This window comes from Streptomyces sp. NBRC 110611 (assembly GCF_001590865.1).
Taxonomy (GTDB): Bacteria; Actinomycetota; Actinomycetes; order Streptomycetales; family Streptomycetaceae; genus Streptomyces.
In genome coordinates, this window is the sequence record NZ_BBUY01000006.1 from 217,931 (window position 1) to 243,381 (window position 25,451).

Annotated in this window: 20 protein-coding genes; 12 read left to right on the forward strand and 8 right to left on the reverse strand. The window is 72.3% G+C overall.

Going from position 1 to position 25,451, the window contains the following annotated elements; all coding sequences use genetic code 11:
• Window positions 1-740 (reverse strand): Gfo/Idh/MocA family oxidoreductase (locus tag AZE13_RS16595; RefSeq protein ID WP_066931997.1); only part of this gene is annotated, 740 nt, incomplete at its 3' end.
• Between the two features lie 247 nt (window positions 741-987).
• Here AZE13_RS16595 and AZE13_RS16600 point away from each other — a divergent pair.
• Window positions 988-2,082 (forward strand): LacI family DNA-binding transcriptional regulator, encoded by a 1,095-nt coding sequence (locus AZE13_RS16600; protein ID WP_066931762.1) that lies wholly within the window; start codon window positions 988-990, stop codon window positions 2,080-2,082.
• A gap of 11 nt (window positions 2,083-2,093) precedes the next feature.
• On the opposite strand, the gene AZE13_RS16605 is transcribed toward AZE13_RS16600, so the two are convergent.
• The 5 genes from AZE13_RS16605 to AZE13_RS16625 form a co-directional block, all read right to left on the reverse strand.
• A complete protein-coding gene (locus AZE13_RS16605; protein WP_066931764.1) occupies window positions 2,094-3,020 on the reverse strand; it encodes a 2-dehydropantoate 2-reductase in 927 nt (308 codons plus the stop codon).
• Window positions 3,021-3,150: 130 nt separating this feature from the next.
• On the reverse strand, window positions 3,151-3,345 hold the full coding sequence (locus AZE13_RS16610) for a helix-turn-helix transcriptional regulator (protein WP_066931766.1): 195 nt from the start codon (window positions 3,343-3,345) through the stop codon (window positions 3,151-3,153).
• 169 nt (window positions 3,346-3,514) lie between these two features.
• On the reverse strand, window positions 3,515-4,936 hold the full coding sequence (locus tag AZE13_RS16615) for a sugar porter family MFS transporter (RefSeq protein ID WP_066931767.1): 1,422 nt from the start codon (window positions 4,934-4,936) through the stop codon (window positions 3,515-3,517).
• Window positions 4,937-4,938: 2 nt separating this feature from the next.
• On the reverse strand, window positions 4,939-5,967 hold the full coding sequence (locus AZE13_RS16620; protein ID WP_066931769.1) for a Gfo/Idh/MocA family protein: 1,029 nt from the start codon (window positions 5,965-5,967) through the stop codon (window positions 4,939-4,941).
• A 56-nt stretch (window positions 5,968-6,023) separates the two neighbouring features.
• Window positions 6,024-6,944 (reverse strand): sugar phosphate isomerase/epimerase family protein, encoded by a 921-nt coding sequence (locus AZE13_RS16625; protein WP_066931772.1) that lies wholly within the window; start codon window positions 6,942-6,944, stop codon window positions 6,024-6,026.
• Between the two features lie 304 nt (window positions 6,945-7,248).
• Between AZE13_RS16625 and iolC the strand changes: the two genes are divergently transcribed.
• The 8 genes from iolC to AZE13_RS16665 all read left to right on the forward strand — a co-directional run bounded on the left by iolC (window position 7,249) and on the right by AZE13_RS16665 (window position 18,812).
• Window positions 7,249-8,244: a 5-dehydro-2-deoxygluconokinase gene (gene iolC, locus AZE13_RS16630; protein WP_066931774.1), complete on the forward strand. Its 996-nt coding sequence runs from the start codon at window positions 7,249-7,251 to the stop codon at window positions 8,242-8,244.
• 43 nt (window positions 8,245-8,287) lie between these two features.
• The gene (locus tag AZE13_RS16635; protein WP_066931776.1) at window positions 8,288-9,175 is read left to right on the forward strand and encodes a deoxyribose-phosphate aldolase; all 888 of its coding nucleotides are present in this window, start codon (window positions 8,288-8,290) and stop codon (window positions 9,173-9,175) included.
• Window positions 9,176-9,244: 69 nt separating this feature from the next.
• Complete coding sequence (iolB, locus tag AZE13_RS16640; RefSeq protein WP_066931778.1) at window positions 9,245-10,165, forward strand: 5-deoxy-glucuronate isomerase; 921 nt, start codon at window positions 9,245-9,247, stop codon at window positions 10,163-10,165.
• Complete coding sequence (iolD, locus tag AZE13_RS16645) at window positions 10,162-12,039, forward strand: 3D-(3,5/4)-trihydroxycyclohexane-1,2-dione acylhydrolase (decyclizing) (protein ID WP_066931780.1); 1,878 nt, start codon at window positions 10,162-10,164, stop codon at window positions 12,037-12,039. Before iolB ends, iolD begins: the two co-directional genes overlap by 4 nt.
• Before the next feature lie 93 nt (window positions 12,040-12,132).
• Window positions 12,133-13,626, forward strand: coding sequence for a CoA-acylating methylmalonate-semialdehyde dehydrogenase (locus AZE13_RS16650; RefSeq protein WP_066931782.1), 1,494 nt, complete (start codon window positions 12,133-12,135; stop codon window positions 13,624-13,626).
• A 246-nt stretch (window positions 13,627-13,872) separates the two neighbouring features.
• Window positions 13,873-15,024 (forward strand): hypothetical protein, encoded by a 1,152-nt coding sequence (locus tag AZE13_RS16655; protein WP_258527838.1) that lies wholly within the window; start codon window positions 13,873-13,875, stop codon window positions 15,022-15,024.
• A 123-nt stretch (window positions 15,025-15,147) separates the two neighbouring features.
• The gene (locus tag AZE13_RS16660) at window positions 15,148-17,955 is read left to right on the forward strand and encodes an alpha/beta fold hydrolase (RefSeq protein WP_066931999.1); all 2,808 of its coding nucleotides are present in this window, start codon (window positions 15,148-15,150) and stop codon (window positions 17,953-17,955) included.
• Entirely contained in the window at window positions 17,952-18,812 is an 861-nt protein-coding gene (locus AZE13_RS16665; RefSeq protein ID WP_066931786.1) for an ABC transporter permease, read from the forward strand. The genes AZE13_RS16660 and AZE13_RS16665 overlap by 4 nt, the downstream gene beginning before the upstream one ends.
• 94 nt (window positions 18,813-18,906) lie before the next feature.
• Here the strand turns inward: AZE13_RS16665 and AZE13_RS16670 are convergent, their stop codons facing one another.
• Complete coding sequence (locus AZE13_RS16670; RefSeq protein ID WP_066931788.1) at window positions 18,907-19,944, reverse strand: alpha/beta hydrolase; 1,038 nt, start codon at window positions 19,942-19,944, stop codon at window positions 18,907-18,909.
• Window positions 19,945-20,252: 308 nt separating this feature from the next.
• On the opposite strand from AZE13_RS16670, the gene AZE13_RS16675 reads away from it, so the two are divergent.
• From AZE13_RS16675 to AZE13_RS16685, 3 genes are all read left to right on the forward strand, one after another.
• Entirely contained in the window at window positions 20,253-22,397 is a 2,145-nt protein-coding gene (locus AZE13_RS16675) for an FUSC family protein (RefSeq protein ID WP_066931790.1), read from the forward strand.
• A 193-nt stretch (window positions 22,398-22,590) separates the two neighbouring features.
• Window positions 22,591-23,670 carry a rod shape-determining protein gene (locus tag AZE13_RS16680; protein ID WP_066931792.1) on the forward strand — a complete coding sequence of 360 codons (1,080 nt, stop codon included), beginning with the start codon at window positions 22,591-22,593 and terminating at the stop codon, window positions 23,668-23,670.
• 143 nt (window positions 23,671-23,813) lie between these two features.
• Window positions 23,814-24,863, forward strand: a complete 1,050-nt coding sequence (locus AZE13_RS16685; protein WP_066931794.1) for an alpha/beta fold hydrolase — start codon at window positions 23,814-23,816, stop codon at window positions 24,861-24,863.
• Here AZE13_RS16685 and AZE13_RS16690 read toward each other — a convergent pair.
• Complete coding sequence (locus AZE13_RS16690) at window positions 24,850-25,419, reverse strand: CGNR zinc finger domain-containing protein (protein ID WP_066931796.1); 570 nt, start codon at window positions 25,417-25,419, stop codon at window positions 24,850-24,852. The genes AZE13_RS16685 and AZE13_RS16690 overlap by 14 nt on opposite strands.
• Window positions 25,420-25,451 lie beyond the last annotated feature (32 nt).

Sequence of the window (25,451 nt, forward strand, 5' to 3'; positions counted from 1 at the left end):
AAGCGCGCGCCCTCGGAGCCGCAGACCTCCAGCCGCACATCGTGGCCCGCCCCGTTGTAACGCGTCGCGGTAACGGTCGCCAGGGTGTCGTCGTCGAAGCGCAGCAGCGCCGCGCAGGTGTCCACATCGTCGGCCTCGGCGAAGAAGGGCGCACCACGGTTGCCGCCCTGGGCGTAGACCGAGACCACCTCGCGGCCGGTCAGCCAGCGCAGGATGTCGAAGTCGTGGATGGAACAGTCCCGGAACAGCCCGCCGGAGGTGGGGAGGAAGGCCGGCGGCGGCGGGGTCCGGTCGCTGGTGCAGGCGCGCAGGGTGTGCAGCCAGCCCAGTTCGCCCGACCGCAGGGCCGCACGGGCGGCGCGGTATCCGGCGTCGAAGCGGCGCTGGAAGCCGATCTGCACCGGCACGGTGCCCGCCCGCGCCCGTTCCGCGACGGCGATGGTGCCGGGTACGTCCAGGGCGACCGGCTTTTCGCAGAAGACCGGTACCCCGGCATCCAGGGCCTGGTGGATCAGCGTGGCGTGCGCGCTGGTCGCGGCGGTGATCACCACGCCGTCCAGGCGCTCCGCGTACAGCGCCTCGATGCTCGCGGCGGCCCGTACGCCGAGGGTGTCCGCCAGCGAGGCGGCGCGCACGGTGTCGGTATCGGCCACCACGAGATCGGTGACGCCCTGGATGCTCTGGAGGGTCCGGGTGTGGAACGCGCCGATGCGCCCGGTGCCGATGAGGCCGATCTTCATACTCGGTCCTTCCGGGGGAGGGGACGGAGAGGGGAGGGGAGGTGAGAGGAGGGCGGAGAGGGGGCCGTCCTGCCCTCCTGGGAGCGGCAGGGGAAGGCGGGCGGGAATGATTGGAACGGTCCAAAGCTCCGCTTTCCCGGGAACCCTGCATGTCCGGATGTCGGCATGTCAACCCTTATGCGGAGAGCGGGACGTGCGTGGAGACGGGCGTTGACGTCGACCTGCGCCGATGGAAGGATTCCCGCCCATGGAACGGTCCAATGGTTCGGCCGCTTCGGCTGGTCCGGCCGGCGAGCGGCTGGGCGCTGTGGCGCGGCCCCCGACGATCCGTGGCGTCGCCGAGCGTGCCGGGGTCTCCAAATCGCTGGTCTCCCTCGTGCTCCAGGGCTCGCCACGGGTCAGTGACGCCAAGCGGCAGGCCGTTCTGGACGCCATCGACGAGCTGGGCTACCGGCCGAACGCCGCGGCCCGGAGCCTGGTCGCGCGGCGCACGCACACCGTCGGCGTACTGCTGAACGACATGCGCAACCCCTGGTTCGTCGAGCTCCTCGACGGCCTCGGCTCGGTGCTCCAGGCGCACGGGCTCCGCATGCTGATGGCCGACGGCCGGCTCGACCGGCGGGCCGGACAGGATTTCGCCCGGACGTTCCAGGAGCTGCGCGTCGACGGCCTGGTCGTCGTCGGCATGCTCCCCGACACCGACGGGCTCGCCGAGGTCGCCGAGCGGCTGCCGACGGTCATCGCGGGCAACCATGAACCCCGGTTGCCGCACGCCGACATCGTCGCCAACGACGACGAGCGCGGCGCCCGCCTCGCCACCGAGCACCTCATCGCCCTCGGCCACCGCCGGATCGCCCATATCGCCGGTCAGGGCCTGGTCGGTGAGCTGCGCCGGCGCGGCTTCGAGGCCGCCGTACGGGCCCACGGCCTGGCGGCGGAGGCCGTGGTGGAGAACGGTGACGGGACGGAGGAGGGCGGCTACCGCGCCGCGGTCCGGCTGCTCACCGCGCCCCCGAACCCCTCGCCCGATGGCTCAGGCGGCGCTCGACGCCCCACCGCGGTCTTCGCGTTCAACGACATCTCCTGCGTCGGCGCGCTCTCCGCCGCGCAGGAACTGGGCCTGGACGTGCCCGCCGGCCTCTCCCTCGTCGGCTACGACAACACCTACCTCGCCCGTATCCGGCACCTCTGGCTGACCTCGGTCGACAACGCCAGCTACGAGGTCGGCCGCCGCGCGGCGCGCTGCCTCCTGGACCGTATGGAGCGCCCCGACGCCCCCGCCGTCCGTCAACGCGTCGCCCCGGAACTGGAGATCAGGGGCTCGACCGCGCCCCCGGCCTGACCGGACGTGCCCTACGCCGCCTGCCCGCCCCGCAGCTCGCGGTCCACCGCCCGCAACAGCGTCAGCAGCATCCGGTTCAACGGGGTGGCGATGCCGTGCCGGTCACCCGCCCGTACCACCGCCCCGGTGATGAACTCATGCTCCATCGGACGGCCCGCGAGACGGTCGTAGAGCATCGAGGAACCGCCGTCCGGAGGCGCCTGGGCGTACAGCTCCAGCGTCCTGGAGACGTCCTCCTCGCCGATGTCCGCACCCTCCGCCCGCGCCACGGCGGCGGCCTCGCGCAGCAGATCGCGGGTGAGCGCGGCCATCTCCGGGTCGGCGAAGATCCCTATCCGCTGCTGGAGGAGGGCGGTGATCGGGTTGGCCGCGATGTTGGTGAACAGCTTGCGCCAGGCCGTCGTCGCGAAGTTCTGGGCGCGGTGCACCCGCAGGCCGGTACCGTCCAGCAGTGCCGCGAAGCGGTCCGCCAACGCCCCTGCGGGGACGTGGAGTTCACTGGCGACGTGGTGGCGGATCCGGCCGGGCGCCACGCGCTCCGCCGAGATGTAGACGGCCGTGGGAAGGACCGGGGTGCCCTCGGGTACGAACGGGGCGACGCGTTCCTCCTGGTGGATACCGTTCTGCAGGACCGCGACCGCCGTGCCCGGACCGCACAGCCGCCGCAGCCAGCCTTCGGCGCCCGCGGTGTCCTGCGCCTTCGTGGTCAGCAGCACCCAGTCCACCGGTGTCACCTGAGCCGGGTCGCTGACGATACGTACCGCCGCGGTCCGGACCTCGCTGCCGCTCTCGACGCGGAGGCCGTCCAGCGGGCTGCGCACGCAGAGGGTGACGTCGAGGCCGGCCCAGTGGGCGAGTGCGGCGGTGTAGCCGCCGATCGCGCCGGCGCCGATGACCGCGATCCGGGCGGGCGCTGCGGCCCGTATTTCCTGGGACATACCACGATCGTAGAGCCGTGGCGGGAGGGCATCACCGGGTCCACAGGGGGGGCGGGCACGCCCGGGCCCCGGCGCCGGAGCGGACGCCGGGGCCCGGAGCCCGTTCAGGCGGCTTCAGCTTCGGGCGGCTTCAGCGCCGGCCACGTGCGCCGGGCCGCTGGGCCACCCATGTTCTGACGGTGTCGGCGAACCAGTACGGTCTTCCGCCCTCCACCAGGTCCGGTTCCGGCAGCAGCCCGTGCTTGCGGTACGAGCGCACGGTGTCCGGCTGCACCTGGATGTGTGCGGCGATCTCCTTGTACGACCAGAGCCTGCGGTCGGTCATCTCTGTCACCTCCATGGACAGGGGAGCACTCAGCCTGTGCCCGGACAACGACGCTGAGTGACCATGAGGGAGGGGCTGTTGACCGGCTGTGACGGAAGGCTCGCCTGACCGTGACAGCCGTGATGGGGAGCGGACAGCTGTGACAGGAGGTGAACGCACGGCCGGCCGGTCAGTCGTCCGCCCGGCCCGCCCCGGCCGCCCTCCGCAGCTCCTGTTCCAGATCCTCCAGCGCCAGCCCCTTCGTCTCCGGCGCGTACCGCTTGCAGAAGGCCAGGGACAGTACGCACATCACGCCGAAGCACCAGAAGGTCGTACTCGCCCCGACCGCGTCCAGCAGCACCGGGAAGACCAGCGCGACCGCGAAGTTGACCATCCACATCACGAACACCGCGGCGCCCATGGCCAGCCCGCGCACCGTCAGCGGGAACATCTCGGCGAGCAGCAGCCATACGCCCGTGTTCAGCGTGCCCTGCATGAACGCCATGTACAGCACCATCAGGACGAGGACGAGAACACTGACGGCGGTGGAGTGCGGGAGGTGGAACGACGCGCCGAGCAGCGCGAGCGAGACGGCCATCCCGGCCAGCCCCGCGATCAGCATCGGCCGCCGCCCGACCCGGTCGATCAAGGACATCCCGATCGCGGTGGCGAGGACCGAGACCGCGCCCACGGCGATGGTGGCGGTGATCGAGGCGCTGGTACCCAGCCCCGTCGAGGCCAGGATCTTGGGTGCGAAGTACACCACGGCGTTGACGCCGGTGATCTGCTGGACGGCCGCCAGACCGATGCCGACCAGCAGCAACCGCCGTACCCACGGTGTGCGCAGCTGCCGCCATGCGCCGCGCTGCGCGTCCGCCTCCAGGCCACGGGCGTGGTCGATACGGGCCAGCTCGGCGGGTACGTCCTCGGCCGGCAGCGTACGGCGCAGCACGCGCCCGGCCTCGTCCTGCCGCCCCTTGCTGATGTACCAGCGAGGCGTGTCGGGAAGGAAGAAGAGGCCGATGAACAGCGCCACCGCGGGGAGCGCCGCCAGGCCCAGCATCCAGCGCCAGGCCTCCCAGTGCGCCAGGGCCGCGTTGACGAGGTAGGCGAGCAGCTGGCCGCTGACGATCATCAGCGAGTTGAAGGACACCAGCCGGCCGCGGATGTGCGGAGGGGCGATCTCGGAGAGGTAGAGCGGGGTGATCACGGAGGCGCTGCCGACGGCGAGGCCGAGCACGAAGCGCGCCATCGTCATGAACGGGACGGTGGGCGAGACCGCCACGGCCACCGCGCCGCCGATGAACACCGCACCCGCCCACAGCAGGGAGTTGCGCCGCCCCAGCGCATCGGACATCCGGCCGCCGGCCAGGGACCCGAAGGCGGCACCGATCAGCAGTGCGCTGGTGATGATGCCCTCGCCCAGGGAGGTGAGCCCGAAGTGGGCCTCCATGAAGGGGAGAGCGCCGGATATCACTCCGGTGTCGTAGCCGAAGAGGGCGCCGCCGAGTGCGGCGATGGCGGCGATGCCGACGATGAAGCGCTTGGCGCCGGGGGCCTGCGGACCGATACGCGGGCGGGCGGACGCCTCCTGGCTGGTCGGGGCAGCCATCGTCAGCCCCGGCTCCGGTACAGGTCCGGCCGCTCGACCAGCTCGACCGTGACCCGCTCACCGCTCTCCTGGGCGCGCACCCCCGCCTCGCACACCGCGGCCGCCGCATAGCCGTCCCAGCAGCTCGGGCCCTCGACCTCGCCGCGCCGGGTGGCGTCCACCCAGCGCTGCACCTGCCGGTCGTACGCCTCCTCGAAGCGCTCCACGAAACCGGGGGTGATCGAACCGCCCCACTGTCCGGCGGAGTTGACGAACACTCCGTGGTCGTCGCCGATGCGGGCGGTGCCGCGCTCGCCGACCGCCTCGCAGCCGACCTGGTAGCCGAAGGAGCAGTTCTGGAAGAGCTCGGTGTCCACGACCTGCCCGGCGGCGGTCTCGAAGAGGAACAGCTGCGGGTCGCTCAGCCCCTCGGGGGCGTTGCCGCTGGGTGCCGGCCGCAGCACCCGCACCGCCGTGATCTCCTCGTCCAGCAGCCAGCGGGTGGTGTCGATCTCGTGGACGACCGAGTCGTTGACGAGCATGGCGTTGGTGAAGCCGGGCGGGGTGGCGGGGCTGCGGTGCTTGTTGTGCAGCATCAGCGTCCGTCCGTAGGTCCCGGCGTCCAGAAGGGACTTGAGCTTCAGGTATCCGGAGTCGTAGCGCCGCATGAAGCCGACCTGGACGCGCCGGTGGCCGAGTGCTTCCTCGGCGCGCAGCACCCGCAGCGCCGACGCCGCGTCGGGGGTCAGCGGTTTTTCGCACAGCACGGGCAGATCGCGCTCGAAGGCGGTGAGCAGGGCGGCCTCGTGGGCCGGTCCGGGGGAGGCGATCAGTACGGCGTCCACGGCCGGGTCGGCCATCGCGGCGGCCGGGTCGGTGCAGGGCGTACAGTCCTCGATCCCTGCGGCGACGGCCTCCGCCCGGTCGGCGTCGATGTCGGCGACCGCCGCCACCCGTGCCCCGCTGATCACCTCGTTGATCCGGCGCACGTGGTCGGCGCCCATCCGCCCGGTCCCGATGACGGCGACGCCGAGGGTTCCCTTCAGGCTCATGTCCGGTATCTCCTTGTTGCGTGGGGGTGTTGGCTGAGGGGGAGGGAGGGGTCGGCTCAGGCGCCGCAGGAGCGCAGGAAGCGGCGGGTGCGCTCGGCGATGGGGAGCGGCTGGTCGGGCGGGCAGGGGTACATGTCCTGCTCGACGATGGCGAAGAGGTCGACGTCCAGCTGCTGTGCGGCCTCCAGTACGGGCGGCAGCGCGGGCACCCCGAGCGGCGGTTCGCACATCACGCCCTGCCGGACGGCCGGGCCGAACGGCGTGCCCTTGGCGACGACATCGCGGAGGATGTCCGGGTCGACCTGCTTGAGGTGCAGATAGCCGATCCGCTCACCGTAGGTGCGGATCAGCTTGACGCTGTCGCCGCCGCAGTACGCGTAATGCCCGGTGTCCAGGCAGAGGTTGACCAGGCCGGGGTCGGTCACGTGCAGGAACCGCTCGACGTGCTCCTCGGTGTCGATGTGGGTGTCCGCGTGCGGGTGGACGACGATCTCCAGCCCGAACTCGTCCTGTACGCGCGTGCCCAGCCGCTCCATGCCGGTGGTCAGGTGCTTCCACTGCTCGATGGTGAGCTCGCGCGGCTCGATCTCCTCGGCGGTCTTGTCGTCGCGCCAGAAGGAGGGGATGACGACCAGGTGCTTGGCGCCCATGGCCTGGGTGAGGGTGGCGACCTCCGAGACCTGCGCCCAGGTCTTGTCCCATACGGACGGGCCGTGGTGCATCGAGGTGAAGATCGTGCCGGCCGAGACCTTCAGGCCGCGGCGGGCGATCTCGTCGTGCAGGACGGCGGGGTCGGTGGGCAGGTAGCCGTACGGCCCGAGTTCGATCCACTCGTATCCGGCCTCGGTGACCTCGTCCAGGAACCGCTGCCAGGGGACCTGCTGGTCGTCGTCCGGGAACCATACGCCCCACGAGTCGGGGGCGGAGCCGACGCGAATGCGGTCCAGGGCGGGCGGGGCGGCATGGGGCAGAGACATGCTGCGGCTCTCCTCTCGCCGGTCGACGGTGACCGGGAGGCGCTGTGCTGGGTTGGTGGGCACAGCCTGTCTGCCGCCCCGGGGAGTGTCAAGACTTCGTCCTGACATAAGGACTTAAGGACTTTGTCGCGATCGGGGCGGGCGGCGACGGCCGGTGGCGGCGTCGGATGGTGACGTCAGAATGTAAGGACAAACTGTTGACAGGGGTTGATGGTCGGCGTTAGACCTTTCCCCAGGGCGGAAGCCTTCGACGGACCATCCTCCGGGGGATACCCCCACCATCGGCCGACCCGAAGGGGCGTATATGACCGAGCCGTACGACCTGATCACCATGGGCCGTATCGGAGTGGATATCTATCCGCTGCAGACCGGCGTGCCGCTGGCGCAGGTGGAGACGTTCGGGAAGTTCCTGGGGGGCTCGGCCACCAACGTCGCGGTCGCCGCCGCCCGCCTAGGGCGCCGCACCGCCGTCATCAGCCGCACCGGGCATGACCCGTTCGGCGACTACCTCCATCAGGCGCTGCGCGAGTTCGGCGTGGACGACCGCTGGGTGAGCCCGGTCGAGGAGTATCCGACTCCGGTCACCTTCTGCGAGATCTTCCCGCCGGACGACTTCCCGCTCTACTTCTACCGTCGGCCGAAGGCTCCCGACCTGGTCATCCACCCGGAGGAACTGGACCGGGACGCCATCGCGGCCGCGCGGATCTTCTGGATCACCGGGACGGGGCTGTGCGAGGAGCCGAGCCGGGGCGCCACCCTCGCCGCCCTGGAGGCCCGGGCCAAGGCGGGCCCGACCGTCTTCGACCTCGACTGGCGGCCGATGTTCTGGGGCGGCGAGGGCGGTGCCTCCAAGGACGGCGGGGCGACCGGCGCCGCGGCGATGGACACCGCCCGCCCGTACTACGAAGCCGCGCTGCGGTACGCCACCGTGGCCGTCGGCAATGTGGACGAGGCCGAGGTGGCGACCGGGCTGCGGGAGCCGAAGGCCTGCGCACAGGCGCTGCTGGAGCTGGGCGTGGAGCTGGCCGTCATCAAGCAGGGGCCGAAGGGCGTCCTGGCCGTGCACCGTGACGGGCGGGTCGCCGAGGTTCCGCCCACGCCCGTCGAGGTCGTCAACGGGCTGGGCGCCGGGGACTCGTTCGGCGGGGCGCTGTGCCACGGCCTGCTCTCCGGCTGGGACCTGGAGCCGATGATGCGTTACGCCAACGCGGCCGGCGCCATCGTCGCCTCCCGCCTCGCCTGTTCGTCCGCGATGCCCACGGCGGACGAGGTCGACGCCTTCCTCGCGGACCGTCGCTGACCACCCCCACCCCACCGGTGCACTCAAGAAGGTGAGTTGAGCCTTGAACCCTCGGATCAGTGACCTCGTGACGCTGCGGGCCCGGCGGCCCGGAGCCGTCGCGGAGGCCGCCGCCCGCCGCACCCGTCGTCCGCTCATCGGCGACAGCGGCCGGCTGATGATCATCGCCGCCGACCATCCGGCCCGCGGTGCGCTCGCCGTCGGCGACCGCCGGCTCGCCATGGCCAACCGCCTCGATCTGCTGGAGCGCCTGGTCCTGGCGCTGTCCCGGCCCGGCGTGGACGGGGTGCTGGCCACCGCCGACATCCTGGAGGACCTGCTGCTGCTCGGCGCCCTCGACGGCAAGGTGGTGATGGGCTCCATGAACCGGGGCGGCATCGCGGGCGCCTCGTTCGAGATGGACGACCGGTTCACCGGGTACCGGCCGCAGGACCTCGCCCGGCTCGGGTTCGACGCGGGGAAGCTGCTGCTGCGCATCGACTACGACGACGCCGGGTCGCTGTCCACGCTGGAGGCCACCGCCCGCGCCATCGACGCCATGGCCGAGCGGGAACTCCCGGTCTTCGTCGAGCCGTTCCTCTCCTCCCGGATAGAGGGCAAGGTCCGTAACGACCTCAGCCCCGAGGCCGTCACCCGCTCCGTCGCCATCGCCTCCGGCCTCGGCGGCACCTCCGCGTACACCTGGCTCAAGCTGCCGGTGACCGACGACCCCGCGGCCATGGCGCGGGTCTGCGAGACCACCACCCTGCCCACGGTGCTGCTCGGCGGCGACATCGGCAGCACCGTCCAGGACCAGCAGGCCGCCTACGAGAAGTGGCACAAGGCGCTGCGGCTGCCGACCGTGCAGGGGCTGGTCGTCGGGCGCTCCCTGCTCTACCCCGCCGACGGGGATGTCGCGGCCGCCGTGGACACCGCCGTCGGCCTGCTGTGACCGCCGGACCGACGGCCGCTGATCACCCGACGTCGATGACTGTCAGTGGTGAGTAGGAGACTTGTAGTTATGGGTGCTGAGGACATGAACTTCACCGACTTCCACGTCAAGGCGGGGCAGGCGGACGGCGGACCGTACGCCGTCTCCATCGATCCCGAGCGGGCCGGCTGGGGATACTCCTCCCTCCACGTCCTGGAGCTGCCCGCCGGCGGTCACCACTCCTTCGCCACCGGCGACAGCGAGTGGATCGTGCTGCCGCTCTCCGGTGGCTGCACGGTCGTGACCGACGGCGGTGAGACCTTCGAACTGGCCGGACGGGAGAGCGTGTTCCGCGGCGTCACGGACTTCGCGTACGTACCGAGGGACGCGCATGTGCAGATCGCCAGCGGGGCGGGCGGCCGGTTCGCGCTGACCGGGGCGCGCTGCGAGCGGCGGCTGCCGGCCCGTTACGGGCCCGCGTCGTCCGTCCCGGTGGAGCTGCGCGGCAGGGGCAACTGCTCCCGCCAGGTCAACAACTTCGGGGCGGCGGACGCCTTCGAGTGCGACAAGCTCATCGCCGTCGAGGTGCTCACCCCCGGCGGCAACTGGTCCTCCTACCCGCCGCACAAGCACGACGAGTGCCGCCCGGGGGAGGAGAGCGAGCTGGAGGAGATCTACTACTTCGAGATCGAGCCCGCGCACGGCACGGACGGGGTGGGGTATCAGCGCGTCAGCCCGTCTGGGCACGGCCGGGGCACCGATGTCCTCGCCGAGGTGCGCAGCGGCGACGCCGTCCTGATCCCCGACGGCTGGCACGGCCCGTCCATCGCCGCACCCGGCCACACCATGTACTACCTCAACGTGATGGCCGGGCCGGGGGACGAACGCCAGTGGCTGATCTGCGACCACCCGGACCATGCCTGGATCCGCGGCACCTGGCCCGATCAGCCCGTGGACCCCCGCCTCCCCCTCTACCAAGCCCCCACCGCCCCTTCCGGAGACGCCCGATGACGACTCGACGGCTCACCGTCGCCCAGGCCCTGGTCGAGTTCCTGGGTCACCAGTACACCGAGCGCGACGGCAGGCGCCACCGGCTGATCACCGCCTGCTGGGGCATCTTCGGCCACGGCAACGTCGCCGGCCTCGGCCAGGCCCTGCTGGAGTCGGGCCCGGACACCCTGCCGTACCTCCAGGGCCGTAACGAACAGGCCATGGTGCACGCCGCGGTCGGCTACGCCCGGCAGTGCGACCGGCTCTCCGCGCAGGCCGTCACCACCTCCGTCGGCCCCGGCGCCACCAACCTCGTCACCGGCGCCGCGCTGGCCACCGTCAACCGCCTGCCGGTGCTGCTGCTGCCCGGCGACGTCTTCGCCACCCGGCCGGCGGAGCCGGTCCTCCAGCAGCTGGAGGTCCCGTACGCGGGCGACGTGTCGGTGAACGACGCGCTGCGTCCGGTCTCCCGCTACTTCGACCGGGTCACCCGCCCCGAGGCGCTGATCCCGGCCGCCCTGCAGGCGATGCGGGTGCTCGCCGACCCCGTCGACACCGGCGCGGTCACCCTGGCGCTGCCGCAGGACGTGCAGGCCGAGGCGTACGACTGGCCGGCGGAGTTCTTCGCCGACCGGGTGTGGCGCGTCCCCCGGCCCGCCCCCGACGCCGGTGCGCTCGCCGCCGCCGTCCGCGCCGTCCGCGGTGCCCGCCGGCCGCTGCTGATCGCGGGCGGCGGGGTCCACCACTCCGAGGCGGAGGACGCGCTGCGCGCCTTCGCCGACACCACCGGCATCCCGGTCGCCTCGACCCAGGCGGGCAAGGGCTCGCTGCGCCACGACCACCCCGCGGACGTCGGCGGGATCGGCCACACCGGCACCGCGACCGCCGACGCGCTGGCCCGCGAGGCCGACCTGATCATCGGCGTCGGGACCCGCTACACCGACTTCACCACCGCCTCCGCGACCCTGTTCGCCGAGCCCGGTGTCCGTTTCGTCAACCTCAACATCGCCCCGTTCGACTCCCACAAGCTGGGTGCGGCCTCGCTGGTCGCCGACGCCCGCGCCGGGCTCGAAGCGCTCACCATGGCGCTGTCCGGCCACCGCGTCGCGGCGGAGTACGAGGCCGGTTACGCGGCGGCGAAGGCGGACTGGGAGCGGCGGGTGGACGCCGCGTACGGGGCGGACGACGACTCCGCGCGGCCGTCCCAGACGCAGGTGCTCGGTGCGCTGGACGCCCTGGCCGACGACACCGACGTGATCGTCAACGCGGCCGGGTCACTCCCCGGCGACCTGCACAAACTCTGGCGCGCCCGGTCCCGTCGGCAGTACCACCTGGAGTACGGATACTCCTGCATGGGCTATGAGATCCCCGCCGCGATCGGCGTGCGGATGGCCGCCCCGGACCGGCCGGTGTGGGCGCTGGTCGGCGACGGTACGTACCTGATGAACCCCACCGAGATCGTCACCGCGGTCCAGGAGGGCATCAATATCAACATCGTGCTCATCCAGAACCATGGGTATGCGTCCATCGGAGGCCTCTCCGAGCAGACCGGCGGTGAACGGTTCGGCACGGCGTACCGCTTCCGCGCCGGGGACGGTACGTACACCGGCGCGCCGCTGCCGGTGGACCTGGCCGCCAACGCCGCCTCGCTGGGCATGGCCGTCCTCCGCGCCGGCACGGTCGGCGAGCTGCGCGCCGCGCTCGCCGAGGCGCGTGGCGCGAACCGGCCCACATGTGTCTATGTCGAGACCGAATCGGCTGACACTGTGCCGGGCGCGCCGGAGGCCCAGGCCTGGTGGGATGTGCCTGTTGCCGAGACCGCGACCCGTCCGGCGGCGGTCGCCGCCCGTGAGGAGTACGAACGGTACGCCGCCGGGCGCCGCCGCCACCTCTGACCCGTTGCCCCGTCCGGGTCCCACCGACCCGTCCGGGACCGCCACCTCTGAAGTCGTCACCTCTGAAGTCGTCACCCCAGAAAGGCCCCCAGAATGAAGACCATCAGCCACTGGATCGGCGGCAAGCCCGTCGAGGGTGTCTCCGGCAACTTCGGCCCGGTCTACAACCCGGCCACCGGCGCCCAGGAGAAGCAGGTCGCCTTCGCGTCGGCCGAGGAGGTCGACGCGGCCGTCCGCGCGGCCCGGGAGGCGTACCGGACCTGGGGCACCAGCTCGCTGGCCAAGCGCACCGCGGTGCTCTTCAAGTACCGCGAGCTGGTCGACGCGCACCGCGAGGAGCTCGCCCGGCTGATCACCGCCGAGCACGGCAAGGTGCACTCCGACGCGCTCGGGGAGGTCGCCCGCGGGCTGGAGATCATCGAGCTGGCCTGCGGCATCCCCGAGAAGCTCAAGGGCGAGCTGTCCACCCAGGTCTCCACCCGGGTCGATGTCGCCGCCATCCGGCAGTCCCTGGGCGTGGTGGCCGGTATCACGCCGTTCAACTTCCCGGCGATGGTGCCGATGTGGATGTTCCCCCTCGCCATCGCCTGCGGTAACACCTTCGTCCTCAAGCCGAGCGAGAAGGTGCCCGGCGCCGCGTTCAAGCTGGCCGAGCTGGCCGCCGAGGCGGGCCTGCCGGACGGGGTGCTGAACATCGTCAACGGTGACAAGGTGGCCGTCGACGCCCTCCTCACGCACCCGGACGTCGCCGCGGTCTCCTTCGTGGGCTCCACCCCCATCGCCCGGTACATCCACACCACGGGTACCGCGCACGGCAAGCGGGTGCAGGCGCTGGGCGGCGCCAAGAACCACATGCTGGTGCTGCCGGACGCCGACCTGGACCTGGCCGCGGACTCCGCGATCAACGCCGCGTACGGCTCGGCCGGTGAGCGCTGCATGGCCATCTCCGTCGTCGTCGCCGTCGGTGAGACCGCCGACCCGCTGATCGGCAAGATCAAGGAGCGCGCCGACCAGCTGCGGATCGGCCCCGGCGACGACCCGGCGTCCGAGATGGGCCCGCTGATCACCAAGGCCCACCGCGACAAGGTCGCCTCGTACGTCACCGGTGCCGCGGCCCAGGGCGCCGACGTCGTCATCGACGGCACCGGATTCACCGTCGACGGGTACGAGGACGGCCACTGGATCGGCATCTCGCTGCTGGACCACGTCACACCCGAGATGGACGCCTACCGCGACGAGATCTTCGGCCCGGTGCTGTCGGTCGTCCGTGTGGAGACGTACGAGCAGGCCATCGAGCTGATGAACAGCTCGCCGTGGGGCAACGGCACCGCGATCTTCACCCGGGACGGCGGCGCGGCCCGCCGCTTCCAGCTGGAGGTCGAGGCGGGCATGGTCGGCGTGAACGTCCCGATCCCCGTGCCGGTCGGCTACCACTCCTTCGGCGGCTGGAAGGACTCGCTCTTCGGCGATCACCACATCTACGGCAACGACGGCGTGCACTTCTACACCCGGGGGAAGGTCGTCACCACCCGGTGGCCCGACCCGGCGGACGGCGGGATCAACCTGGGCTTCCCGCGTAACCACTGACGTCCGAACCCTGACGTCCATCACCCCTGACGTCCATCACCACTGGCGTCCGTAATCACTGACGTCCACGCCGGGCTCCCCGTCGGCCGATATCCGGCGGGGAGCCCGGCATGTCCGCTTCCGGGGCGCGGAGTGCGGGGCGTGGAGCGCGGGGTGCGGGAGACCGGGCGGCGGCGCGTTGCTACCGTGCTCCTTCGCCGGGCGACGACTTCGCCGAGCAACGACACCACGGGGGACACCGACGTCATGGCACAACCGATGGCGCTCGCCAAGGGCGCCCGCATCACCGGCGGGGCGTTCTGCCTGCTGTTCTTCCTCTTCACGGCCTACTGGCTGGCCGTCGACCTCGGCGAGTTCGGCCTCGACGGCGTCTGGGAGTCGTGGACGTTCCAGCGGTCCGACGGGGTCAACCAGGTCATCGGCCCGCTCCAGTTCGGCCTCGCCCTCCTGCAGTTGATCGCGGCGCTGGCGGCGTTCACCGGGATCCGGGCGGCCGGCGGGATGCTCGCGGTCGCCACCACGTTCACCTTCGCGACCGCTCTGCAGGCCCTCGTCAGTGTCGGCAACCACACCAGCACCAACCGGTGGTTCCGGCACGCCGAGACGGCCACCGACACCTTCGACGGTGTCTTCATCAGCAGCGGCCTGCTGTTCCTGCTGACCCTCCCCGCCGGGATCGTGCTGCTGGCCGGTATGCGCCCGTGGCCGCGTGCCACGCCCAGCGACCCGCCGATGCGCCCGGCCCGGGTGGCCGGTGTGGTGTGCGGTCTGGTGCTCGGTGCGATGGCCCTCGTCAACGTGGTCTGGCAGCTCTACATGCTGGTGGAGGGCGGCACCGGCTCCTTCGAGATGCTCTACCTCGGCAAGGGATCCCTCAGCACTCTGCTGAGCCTGGCTCCCGGCTGGTCGGCGCTGGTCTTCCTGCTGCTGACCGTGCCGGCCGGGCTCAACACCCTGATGCGCGGCGGCGCGGCCCGCGGTCTGGTCATCGGGCTGTCGATCGTGACGCTGCCCAGTGCCCTCGTCGCGATCGTCGGGATGGCCGCCAACGGCGCCCTGTTCTCCTTCAACGGGCCCATGCCGGGCCTGACCGTCATCAGCCATATCCAGCTGCTGCTCGACACGCTCGGCTCGGCGGCGCTGCTCGCCCTGATGGCCCGCGGTGAGCCGGCCGCCCCGGCGTGGTACCCGCCGTCCCCGGCCCCGCAGTTCGCCGCCCCCGGGTTCGTCCCGCCGCCCGGTCCCGGTGCGCAGATGCCGCCGGCTCCTGGCTGGCAGCCGCCGCCCGGGCCTGCTGTGCCGCCCGTCCCGCCGGGGCCTTCCGCGCCTCCCGCGCCTCCCGCGCCTCCTGTGCCTCCCGCGCCTCCGCAGGGTGGATTCGGGCCGCCGCAGTACTGACCGCCGGCCACCTGTGTACCGCGTCCGTGGTACGCGGCGGGCGGTCCCTACTCCCAGCGGAGACCCCCGGGTTCAGACCGGAGGACGGGCCGATTGTCAGAGGCCGTACTTAAGATGCGCGGTATGGATCTCGGAGGTCTCGGACTGCGCGCGAGCAAGCGCGGCGGGCTGCGCGGCCGGCGACGGTACGCCGTCGTGGGCGCGCTGGCCGCGCTGGCCGTGTTGATCGGGGGCGGCGCCTGGGCGGCCGCCTCCGCCGAGGCGGCGCCGCCCGTGCACCGCGAGGACCGGCTGCTGAGCATGCCGGAGCGGCCCGGCAGCGAACAGCGGGTGGGGATCGACACGTCCTTCTTCACCGCGCCGGGCGGCTCCGGCGGGCGGCGGCCCGCGGTGCTGCTCGGGCATGGTTTCGGCGGCAGCAAGGCCGACCTCCGGGCGGAGGCCGAGCAGTTGGCCCGGGACGGGTACGCGGTGCTGACGTGGTCGGCGCGCGGTTTCGGGAAGTCCACCGGGAAGATCGGGCTGAACGACCCGGAGGGCGAGGTCGCCGATGTGAGCCGGCTGATCGACTGGCTGGCCAAACGCCCCGAGGTGCAGCTCGACAAGGCCGGTGACCCCAGGGTGGGCGTCGCCGGCGCCTCGTACGGTGGGGCGGCCGCACTGCTGGCGGCCGGCCACGACCGGCGGGTCGACGCCATCGCCCCGCAGATCACGTACTGGAACCTCGCCGACGCCCTGTTCCCGAACGGGGTGTTCAAGAAGCTGTGGGCGGGGATCTTCTTCACCACGGGCTCCGACACAGGCTCCGGCACGGGCTCCGACCCGCGCTCCGGCACGGGAGCCGGCACAGGCTCGGGTGCGGGCAGTGGTACGGGCCCGGGTGCCGGCCCGGCCGGTGCGTCCACCGGCGGCTGCGGGAGGTTCGAGCCCGCGCTGTGCCGGATGTACGAGCGGGTCGCGGTCGGCGGCAGACCGGACGAGGCGGCGCGCCGGCTGCTGGCGGCCCGCAGCCCGTCCGCCGTGGGCGACCGCATCACGGTGCCGACGCTGATCATGCAGGGGCAGAGCGACTCGCTGTTCCCGCTCGACCAGGGCGATGCGATGCAGCGGGCGATCCGTAAGAACGGGGCGCCGGTCGACGTCGACTGGATCGCCGGCGGGCACGACGGCGGGGATCGCGAGACGGCCCGCCTCCAGGCCCGTACGACGGCGTGGTTCGACCGGTACCTGAAGGGCGAGAAGGGGGCCGACACCGGGCCGGCGTTCCGGATCAGCCGGACCGGGGGAGTGGACTCCACCAACGGCGCGATGCGACTGCGCGGCGCCGGGGCGGATCGCTACCCCGGCCTGGAGAACGCACCCCGGACGGTCCGGCTGTCCGGCCGCACCCAGACGTTCCACAACCCGCCCGGCGGCGGACCGCCCGCCCTCTCCGCGGTGCCCGGCGCCGGTGCGCTGGGCAGCCTCTCCGCCCTCGGCACCGGCGGTCTGTCGCTGGACTTCCCCGGCCAGCACGCCCGTTTCGAGTCGGCGCCGCTGGCCGACTCCGTCCATGTCACCGGCCGTCCCGCCGTCACGGTGCGGGTACGGTCCGGCTCCCGGGACGCGGTGCTCTTCGCCAAGCTCTACGACGTGGCCCCGGACGGCCGCCGTCAGGTCCTGCCGTCCCAGCTCGTCACGCCGTACCGCGTCGAGGACGCCCGCGAGGGCCGGACCGTACGGCTGCGGCTGCCCGCCGTCGACCATGAGGTCGCGGCCGGGCACCGGCTCCGGCTGGTGCTCGCCGCGACCGACCTCGGATACGCCTCACCGGCCGAGCCGGCCAGGTACACCGTCTCCCTGGAGGACGGCGCCCTGAGCGTGCCCACCGCACCCGAGGTGCGCGGTGCGGCCGCCCCGCTGCCGGCCTGGACCTGGGCGCTGCCCGCCGGTGCGGCGGTGCTCGCCGCGCTGCTGCTGTGCACCGCCCGTCGCCGCCGGGCCGCGGCACCGGCGCCCGATCCGGCGCTCGCCGCCGTTCCGTTGGAGATCAGCGGCCTGAGCAAGCGGTACGCCGGGTCCCCGGACAGGTTCGCCGTACGGGAGTTGTCCTTCCGGGTGGAGCCGGGGCAGGTGCTCGGCCTGCTCGGGCCCAACGGCGCCGGCAAGACCACCACACTGCGGATGCTGATGGGCCTGATCACTCCGGACGCCGGTGAGATACGGATCTTCGGGGAGCCGGTCCGGCCGGGCGCGCCGGTGCTGTCGCGGGTCGGGGCCTTCGTCGAGGGCGCCGGTTTCCTGCCACATCTGTCCGGCCGCGCCAACCTCGACCTGTACTGGCAGGCCACCGGCAGGCCCGCCGCCGACGCCCATCTCGACGAGGCGCTGGAGATCGCCGGCCTCGGTGACGCCCTGGACCGTGCGGTGCGTACATACTCCCAGGGCATGCGGCAGCGCCTGGCCATCGCCCAGGCCATGCTCGGCCTGCCGGATCTGCTGATACTCGACGAGCCGACGAACGGGCTGGATCCGCCGCAGATACGCGAGATGCGCGAGGTGATGATCCGTTACGCGGCCGCCGGGCGCACCGTCATCGTCTCCAGCCATCTGCTGTCCGAGGTCGAACAGAGCTGTACGCATCTGGTCGTCATGGACCGTGGGCAGCTGGTGCGGGGCGGGCCGGTCGCCGAGATCATCGGCTCCGGCGACACCGTGCTGGTGGGTGTGGCGGAGCCGGTCGGTGACGCCGTCGTGGAGAAGGTGGCCGCGCTGCCGGGTGTCGCCTCGGCGGTCCGCGCCGAGGACGGCCTCCTGGTCCGGCTCGACGGTGCCACGACCACCCAACTGCTCACCGAACTCCTGCGGTTGGAGGTCGCGGTGGACCGTATCGGACCGCACCGGCGTCTGGAGGACGCCTTCCTCACCCTGATCGGAGGTGACGCCCGATGACCGCGACCGCCGGCGCGGCGGCGCCCGGATACCGGCCGCGCCGCACCCTGCCGCTGCGGGTGGAGGCCCGCCGTCAGCTGCGGCGCCGCCGCACTCTCGTCGTCGGCACGATCCTGACGCTGCTGCCGTTCGTGCTGGTGGTGGCGTTCGCGATCGGCGGCGATCCGGACGGCCGCGGCAACGGCCGGATATCGCTGATGGACACCGCCACCGCCTCCGGCGGCAACTTCGCCGCCACCACGCTGTTCGTCTCCGCGGGGTTCCTGCTGGTGATTCCGGTGGCGCTGTTCTGCGGTGACACGGTCGCCGCGGAGGCGAGCTGGTCCTCGCTGCGCTATCTGCTCGCCGCGCCGGTGCCCCGGTCCCGGCTGCTGCTGAGCAAGCTCACCGTCGCGCTGCTGTTCAGTGCCGCCGCGATGCTGCTGCTGCCGCTTGTCGCGCTGGCCGTGGGCACCGCCGCGTACGGCTGGGGGCCGCTGCAGCTGCCCACGGGCGGGGCGCTGCCGGCGGGGGAGACGGTGGTGCGGCTGGCGGTCGTGGTCGGCTATGTCTTCGTCAGCCAGCTGGTGACCGCGGCGCTGGCGTTCTGGCTGTCGACGGTGACGGACGCACCGCTGGGCGCGGTCGGCGGCGCCGTCGGGCTGACCATCGTCGGCAATGTCCTCGACCAGGTCACCGCCCTCGGTGACTGGCGGGACGTGCTGCCCACCCACTGGCAGTACGCCTGGGCGGACGCCCTGCAGCCCCGGATGGAGTGGTCCGGGATGATCCAGGGCGCGTCGGTGTCGGTGGCGTACGCACTGGTACTGGGCGCGCTGGCGTTCCGGGGGTTCGCACGGAAGGACGTGGTGTCATGACGGCGATACGGCCCTGACGGCCATCACGGCCGCCGCCCCTGCCGGCGGGGGAGCGGCGGGACCGGCCGCCGCCGCTGTCAGGTGGCCGCCGCTGTCACGTGGTCGGCCCCTGCATGTGTGCGCTGACCCAGCGCATGGTGCCCTCGCTCATACCCTTCACATACGTCGCCGCGCTGTGCGTGCCGCCCGGCACGATCTGCAGCCGGGTGTGCACCGGCCCGTGCCCGTACCGCGCGATGAACTTCCGCACCTTCGGCAGCACCGTGTACTCCTGGGACCCGTCCTGGAAGGCGAGGTCGACCTCGGGGCCGCCGCGTGCGGCCAGCCGACGGGCCAGTACCTCCGGGTTGTTCGCGCGCTCCGCCGCGGCGTGGCCGTTCCACAGCGGCGAGTCGGGCACGATGTCCGGCCCGTTGGGGATCGCCACCTTGAACGTTCCCGGGTTCTGCAGCGCGTTCTTCAGCGCCGCGAAACCGCCCGAGGAGGAGCCCATGATGGCCCAGGCATCGCGGGTCCCGAGGGTGCGGAAGTTCTGCCGTACGAGGTCGGGCACGTCCCGGCTGAGCCAGGTGCCGATCTTCGGCTGGCCGGGTATGTCGCTGCCGTCGTAGTACTGCCGGTCATCGGGGTTGAGCACCGGCATGACGACGATGAACGGCAGGCTGGTGCCGTTCCTGGACCACTGCGCGAGGTTCTCCTCCAGCTTGAGGTCGGCGCCGATCCAGTAGTTGACGGGGTAGCCGTAGGAGCCGGGCAGCGCCAGCATCACCGGGAAGCCCTTGTCCGCGTTGCGCTTCTCGTAGTACTCCGGCGGCGCCCACACCCACACCTTGCCGGTGAAGCCCGACTTCGGGCCGTGCAGGGTGGTCACGCCGATCGGGGTGTTCCCGCCGTCCCCGCCGACCCGGCGCTGTTCGGTGAAGGTGATCGGGTGGGTGGGCCACCGCACCAGTGGCTGCTTCCCGGGCGCCGTGGCGTGCAGCGCGCCGCCCGGCCCCCCGCCGTCGCCGAACCGTACGGGGGAGGAGGCGTGGGAGGAGGCATGGGAGGCGGCGGTGCCGCAGCCCGCGGTGGCGGCGAGCACGGTGAGGGTGACCAGCCCGGTCACCGAACGGAACAGGGCTTTGCGCACGGGCCTTCTCCTTGCCGACACACCGAACACGGCGGACTCACCGGCCGCCTTCCGGCCGGCCGGGAGCTGTGCTGTCCCGGCCGATCCGTCAGAGGGGGCCGGGACGGGCCGGGGTTTCGCTCCCGGGGTGTCGGATTGCTCGCACCGACCGTCCGGAATCCGGACGTCTCCTCGGTGACCTGGGGGGTTTACGTACGGAGGAAGGCGGGTTTACCGGGATTTTCCCAGTGGGAGCCGGAGACAGGGTGCCGGGGAGACGCACGTACGGCCGCCCCGGAACGCCCGCCTCCGCCCCGTATCCTCTGGCTATGACCTGGTCGCGTGCGCTGAGAGAAGCCGCCCGCTCCGGGCTGGCCATCGAGCGGACCAAGCTCACCCCGCTCATCGCGGTGCGCGGCACGGCCGGCGTCGCGATCGTCATCGGGCTCTGCCTGTGGTTCGGTGACGCGACGCTCGCGGTCTCCTCCGCCTTCGGCGCGTTCTCCTCCGGCCTCGTCACCTTCCAGCGCAGTATGCGGCCCCGTCCGGTGCTGGCGCTGGCGGTCGCCGGTGCCCTGGCGGTCTCCACCTTCCTCGGCTACCTGGCCGCCGCCCATGTCGTCGTCTTCGTCCTGCTGCTCACCGGCTGGACCCTGATGGCCGGGATGGCCTGGGCGATCGGCCCGGTCTCCGGCCTGGCCGGCACCCAGACCGTGGCGATGATGCTGGTCACCGTCACCCTCCCGACCTCGGTTCCGGGCGCGCTGGAGCACGCCGCCCTGATTTTCTTCGGCGGCGTCGTCCAGGCCACGCTCATCGTCGTCTTCCCGGTCCGCCCCTGGGGCATCCAGCGCGATGCGCTCGCCGACGCCCTGGCCGCCGAGGCCGACTACGCCCGCCGGCTGCGGCACAACCCCGTCGCCCCCTTCGACCCGGTGCCCCTGATGGACGCCCGGATCGCCGCCACGGTGACACCGCGTCAGGCCCGGCACCGGCCCGTTCAGCTGCACGGCCCCCGAGGCCTCGCCGAACGTGTCCGGCCGGTCCTCGCCTCGCTCGCCGACCCGGTCGTCGGCGCTCCCGCGGACGGCCCCGAACGCGACCGCGCCCGCGCGCTGCTGGCCGCCGCGGCGACCGTCCTGGACGCCGTCGCCCACGCCGTACGGCACGCCAAGCCGGTACGGCTGCCCCCGGAGGCGATGGCCACCCTGGAAGTTCCGGCCACCGGGCCGATGCTGAACGGCGCCGCCCGCCGCTCGGCCTACCGGCTGATCTCGCTGCTCGCCGACGCCGTCGAGTTCACCGACGAGCCGGTCCGGGCCACCCGCCCCACCACCGAGGCGGAACGAGGGCGGGGCGGGCGGGAAGAGGGCAGTCATCTGCTGCGCCCCAGCGTGCCCAGGCTGGTACCGGTCGCGCTGCGTGCCCTGCGGCGCGAGACCCGCTGGTCCTCGCACGTCTTCCGGCACGCGGTGCGGGTCGCGGTGGTCGCCGCGGTCGGCTATCTGCTCGGCACGGGGATGCCGTTCGGACACGGCTACTGGGCACCGCTCGCCTCCGTGATGGTGATGCGCCCCGATTTCGCCCAGACGTACTCCCGGGGCGTGGCCCGTTTCAGCGGCACGCTCGTCGGCGTCGCCATCGGGGGCACTCTGATGGCGCTGGCGCACCCCGGCGCGTACGCCAGCGCCGTGCTCGCCGTGGTCTGCGTCTGGCTGATGTACCTGCTGATGCGCACCGGCTTCGCGGTGACGTCGGCCTGTGTGACCGCGTACGTCGTCTTCCTGCTGGGCATCGCGGGGGCGGGCTGGGAACAGACCGTCGCGGAACGCATCGTGCTCACCCTCGTCGGCGGACTGCTCGCGATGCTGTCGTACGCGCTGTTCCCCGCCTGGGAGACGCCCCGGCTGCGCGACCGCCTCGCCGAGTGGCTGGCGGCCAACGGGCAGTACGCACTGGCCGTGCTGGACCGCTATGCCCGTCCCGCCGAGGGCCGTCCGCGGCAGGTCCGGGAGGCCCTGCTGGATACCCGGGCGGCCCGTGTGGCCTGGGAGGAGAGCGAGGCCCGTGCCGAGAAGGAGCCTGTACGGCACCGCGGCCTGTCGCTCGGTGCGGCGAAGGCGGCCAGCGCCGCGCTGGCCACGATGGGCCGGGTCACCATGATCATGGAGGCCCACCTACCCGACCGGAACGCCGAACCGGTCATCGGCGCCGCCGCGTTCGCCGGCGAGCTGCGCCCGTCCCTGGAGCGCGCCGTGCAGGCCGTACGCGACGGGGGCGACCTGGACTGGAGCGCGCTGCGCACCGTATGGGAACGGTGGGACGCGGCGGAGGAGAACCAGGGGGTCGCGCTGCGCGCCTCCGATCTGCTGCTCGACGCGCTCGACGAACTGGCGGAGGCACTGTCGGGCGAGCCGGGCGATCCTGGCGACCCGGGCGATCCTGGCCAACCGGGGGTACGGGATGTCGCGTGAGCCGGCGTACGGGATACCGCATAGGTTGGGCGTACGGGATGCCGTATAAGCCGGGGGCACACAACGGCGCGAAGCCGGGAACCATCTCGCGCCCCCAGTAGTCTTATTAATTGCCCGCATTGAACCCCATTGGTGCCCGATGGGGATTTCTGCGGCAATCCCACCCCGTCGCGAGAGAGCACACGAACTCCCCATGGCGTCCAGCACTTCGTCCGGTACGTACGACATAGGCATCGACCTCGGCACCGCCAACACCCTGGTGTACGCCCGTGGCAAGGGTGTGGTGCTGAACGAGCCGTCCGTCGTCGCCGTCAACGCCTCCGGTGACGTCGTCGCCGTGGGCCTGGAGGCCAAACGGACCATCGGCCGCACGCCGTCCGGGATCACCGCGATGCGCCCCCTGAGGGAGGGCGTGATCGCCGACTTCGAGGCCGCCGAGCAGATGCTGCGCGCCCTGATGAAGAAGGCCCTGCCCAGCCGCCGGTTCAGCAAGCCGAGAGTGGTCATCTGCGTCCCCTCCGGGATCACCGGTGTCGAACGGCGCGCGGTCATCGACTCCGCCCGGGGCGCCGGAGCCCGCGAGGTGCACCTGATCGAGGAGCCGATGGCCGCCGCGATCGGCGCGGGCCTCCCGGTGGACGAACCGGTCGGCTGCATGGTGGTGGACATCGGCGGCGGTACGACCGAGGTCGCCGTCGTCTCCATGGGCGGCCTGGTCACCTCCCAGTCCGTACGGGTCGCCGGTGACGCCATGGACGCCGCCATCTCTGGCTACGTCAAGAAGAAGCACTCCCTGGCCATCGGTGAACGCACCGCCGAGGACATCAAGATCGCCATCGGCTCGGCGGCCTGGACCCCCGTGGACGTCGACGAGGACGGCGAACCGGAACGCCCCGGCTCCTACACCGTCCGCGGCCGCGACCACGTCAACGGCCTGCCCCGGATCCAGGAGGTCACCGAGGAAGAGGTCCGCGAGGCCCTCGCCGAACCGGTCGAGGCGATCGTCCAGGCCGTCCACCGCACCCTCGACGAGTGCCCCCCGGAGCTGTCCGGCGACATCATCGAGCGCGGTATCGCGCTCACCGGAGGCGGCGCGCTGCTGCGCGGCCTGGACCGGCGGCTGCGCCAGGAGATGGGTGTGCCCGTGTCCGTCGCCGACGAGCCCCTGGACTGTGTGGTCAACGGCACCGCCAAGTGCGTCGACGAATTCGCCACACTGCACGGACTGTTGACGGGGGCGAAGGAACAACCGAGGAAGAGCGTGCGTTTGTAAGGGGGAAAGGCCGGAACGGGCGCCGGGGCAGCGAGCGGGGTGATGATCACTCGCACGGGGTGATGACCCCCGCACGGGGGTGATCGTCACTCGCAGCCGCCCCGGCCGCCCTCCCGGGCCGTCTCACACCTTTCGGAGGACGCATGCCGCAGTCGTCGCCCGTCACACCACCGCCCCAGCAGCGGCCTCAGGACCCGCTGCCGGATGCCACCCACCGCACGGTGGAGGTCCCCGGCGGCCGTATCCATCTGGTGGAGCAGGGCACCGGACCGCTCGTCCTCATGGTCCACGGCTTCCCCGAGTCCTGGTACTCCTGGCGCTACCAGCTCCCCGCGCTCGCCGCCGCCGGTTACCGGGCGGTCGCCATCGACGTCCGCGGCTACGGCCGCTCGTCGAAGCCCCGCGACATCACGGCCTACGGGATGCTGGCCCATGTCGGTGACAACGTCGGGGTGTTGCGCGCCCTCGGCGAGGAGACCGCGACCATCGTGGGCCACGACTGGGGCGCGCCGATCGCCGCCCATTCGGCGCTGCTGCGTCCCGACCTGTTCACCGCCGTGGCGCTGCTGAGCGTGCCCTACTCACCCCCGGGCGGCCCCCTGCGGCCCACCGAGGTCTTCCGGCAACTCGGCGGTGCGGAGGAGTTCTACATCAACTATTTCCAGGAGCCGGGCCGGGCCGAGGCGGAGATCGAACCGGACGTCCGGGGCTGGCTCGCGGGCGTCTACGCCGGACTCGCGGGCGAGACCAGGGCCGCGTCGGTCACGGGCGGCGCGCGCGGCGCTGCCCCCGTCCTGACCGTCCCTCCGGGCGGCAAGCTCTCCGACCGCTTCCCGGCCGACACCGGCCCGTTCCCCTGGCTCACCGATGCCGACCTCGACTTCTACGCGAGCGAGTTCGAGCGGACCGGCCTGACCGGTGGCCTCAACCGCTACCGCAACGTCGACCGCGACTGGGCCGACCTGGCCGCCTGGCACGGCGCCCCGATCACTCAGCCCGCCCTCTTCATCGGCGGCGAACTCGACGCGCCCACCGCCTGGTTGGCGGACGCCATCAAGGCGTTCCCGGCCACCCTCCCCGCCCTGTCCGGCTCCCACGTCCTCGACGGCTGCGGCCACTGGGTCCAGCAGGAACGCCCCGAAGAGGTCAACCGCCTCCTGCTCGACTGGCTGGGATCACTCACCCACCGCTGACCGGCGCTTCCCCGCCCGGATCCGCCGACGTGGCCCGGCCCGCGCGGCGGGCCCGGTGCCGGCGCACCGCATCGCGGTTGGCGCAGCCGGGTGAGCAGTAGCGCTGGCGGCCTGCCCGGCTGAAGTCGGCGTACGCGTTGCCGCATTCGGCCAGCGCGCACCGTCCCAGGCGGTGCATCCCCAGCCCGGTCAGATGCAGCGCCGTGCCCACGGCACCGATCGCCCTCAGGACGCCGCCCAGCCCGATCCCGTCCTCCCGGTAGTGGATGTGCCAGCCGCCGTCGGCGTGGTCCGTGAGCCGGGGGTAGGTGGAAGCCTCGGCGAGCAGCACATTGAGCAGCTCGGCGCGCCGTGCGTCCGTAGGGGCGTCCACTACCTCGGCCCATCGCCGTACGAACCTCAGCACCTGGGTGAGGTCTTCCTCCGTAACGGGCCGGTCGATCGCCATCCCCGCGGCCAGGCACCGCTCGACGAGCTCGGGGACGTCGACCGGCGGGGTGTTGGTGAGCTCCACCACAAACCGGACCAGGTCTTCCCCGTAAGGGTTCAGCTGCATAAGACCATTACAGCAGGCTGAGGCCATGGACA

Coding starts and splice junctions, on each gene's coding strand:
- AZE13_RS16685 (WP_066931794.1), top strand. CDS start 23,814: ATGCCGCAGTCGTCGCCCGTCACACCACCGCCCCAGCAGCGGCCTCAG.
- AZE13_RS16650 (WP_066931782.1), top strand. CDS start 12,133: ATGAAGACCATCAGCCACTGGATCGGCGGCAAGCCCGTCGAGGGTGTC.
- AZE13_RS16665 (WP_066931786.1), top strand. CDS start 17,952: ATGACCGCGACCGCCGGCGCGGCGGCGCCCGGATACCGGCCGCGCCGC.
- AZE13_RS16625 (WP_066931772.1), bottom strand. CDS start 6,944: ATGTCTCTGCCCCATGCCGCCCCGCCCGCCCTGGACCGCATTCGCGTC.
- iolC (WP_066931774.1), top strand. CDS start 7,249: ATGACCGAGCCGTACGACCTGATCACCATGGGCCGTATCGGAGTGGAT.
- AZE13_RS16655 (WP_258527838.1), top strand. CDS start 13,873: ATGGCACAACCGATGGCGCTCGCCAAGGGCGCCCGCATCACCGGCGGG.
- AZE13_RS16690 (WP_066931796.1), bottom strand. CDS start 25,419: ATGCAGCTGAACCCTTACGGGGAAGACCTGGTCCGGTTTGTGGTGGAG.
- AZE13_RS16600 (WP_066931762.1), top strand. CDS start 988: ATGGAACGGTCCAATGGTTCGGCCGCTTCGGCTGGTCCGGCCGGCGAG.
- AZE13_RS16615 (WP_066931767.1), bottom strand. CDS start 4,936: ATGGCTGCCCCGACCAGCCAGGAGGCGTCCGCCCGCCCGCGTATCGGT.
- AZE13_RS16675 (WP_066931790.1), top strand. CDS start 20,253: ATGACCTGGTCGCGTGCGCTGAGAGAAGCCGCCCGCTCCGGGCTGGCC.
- AZE13_RS16605 (WP_066931764.1), bottom strand. CDS start 3,020: ATGTCCCAGGAAATACGGGCCGCAGCGCCCGCCCGGATCGCGGTCATC.
- AZE13_RS16680 (WP_066931792.1), top strand. CDS start 22,591: ATGGCGTCCAGCACTTCGTCCGGTACGTACGACATAGGCATCGACCTC.
- iolB (WP_066931778.1), top strand. CDS start 9,245: ATGGGTGCTGAGGACATGAACTTCACCGACTTCCACGTCAAGGCGGGG.
- iolD (WP_066931780.1), top strand. CDS start 10,162: ATGACGACTCGACGGCTCACCGTCGCCCAGGCCCTGGTCGAGTTCCTG.
- AZE13_RS16660 (WP_066931999.1), top strand. CDS start 15,148: ATGGATCTCGGAGGTCTCGGACTGCGCGCGAGCAAGCGCGGCGGGCTG.
- AZE13_RS16610 (WP_066931766.1), bottom strand. CDS start 3,345: ATGACCGACCGCAGGCTCTGGTCGTACAAGGAGATCGCCGCACACATC.
- AZE13_RS16620 (WP_066931769.1), bottom strand. CDS start 5,967: ATGAGCCTGAAGGGAACCCTCGGCGTCGCCGTCATCGGGACCGGGCGG.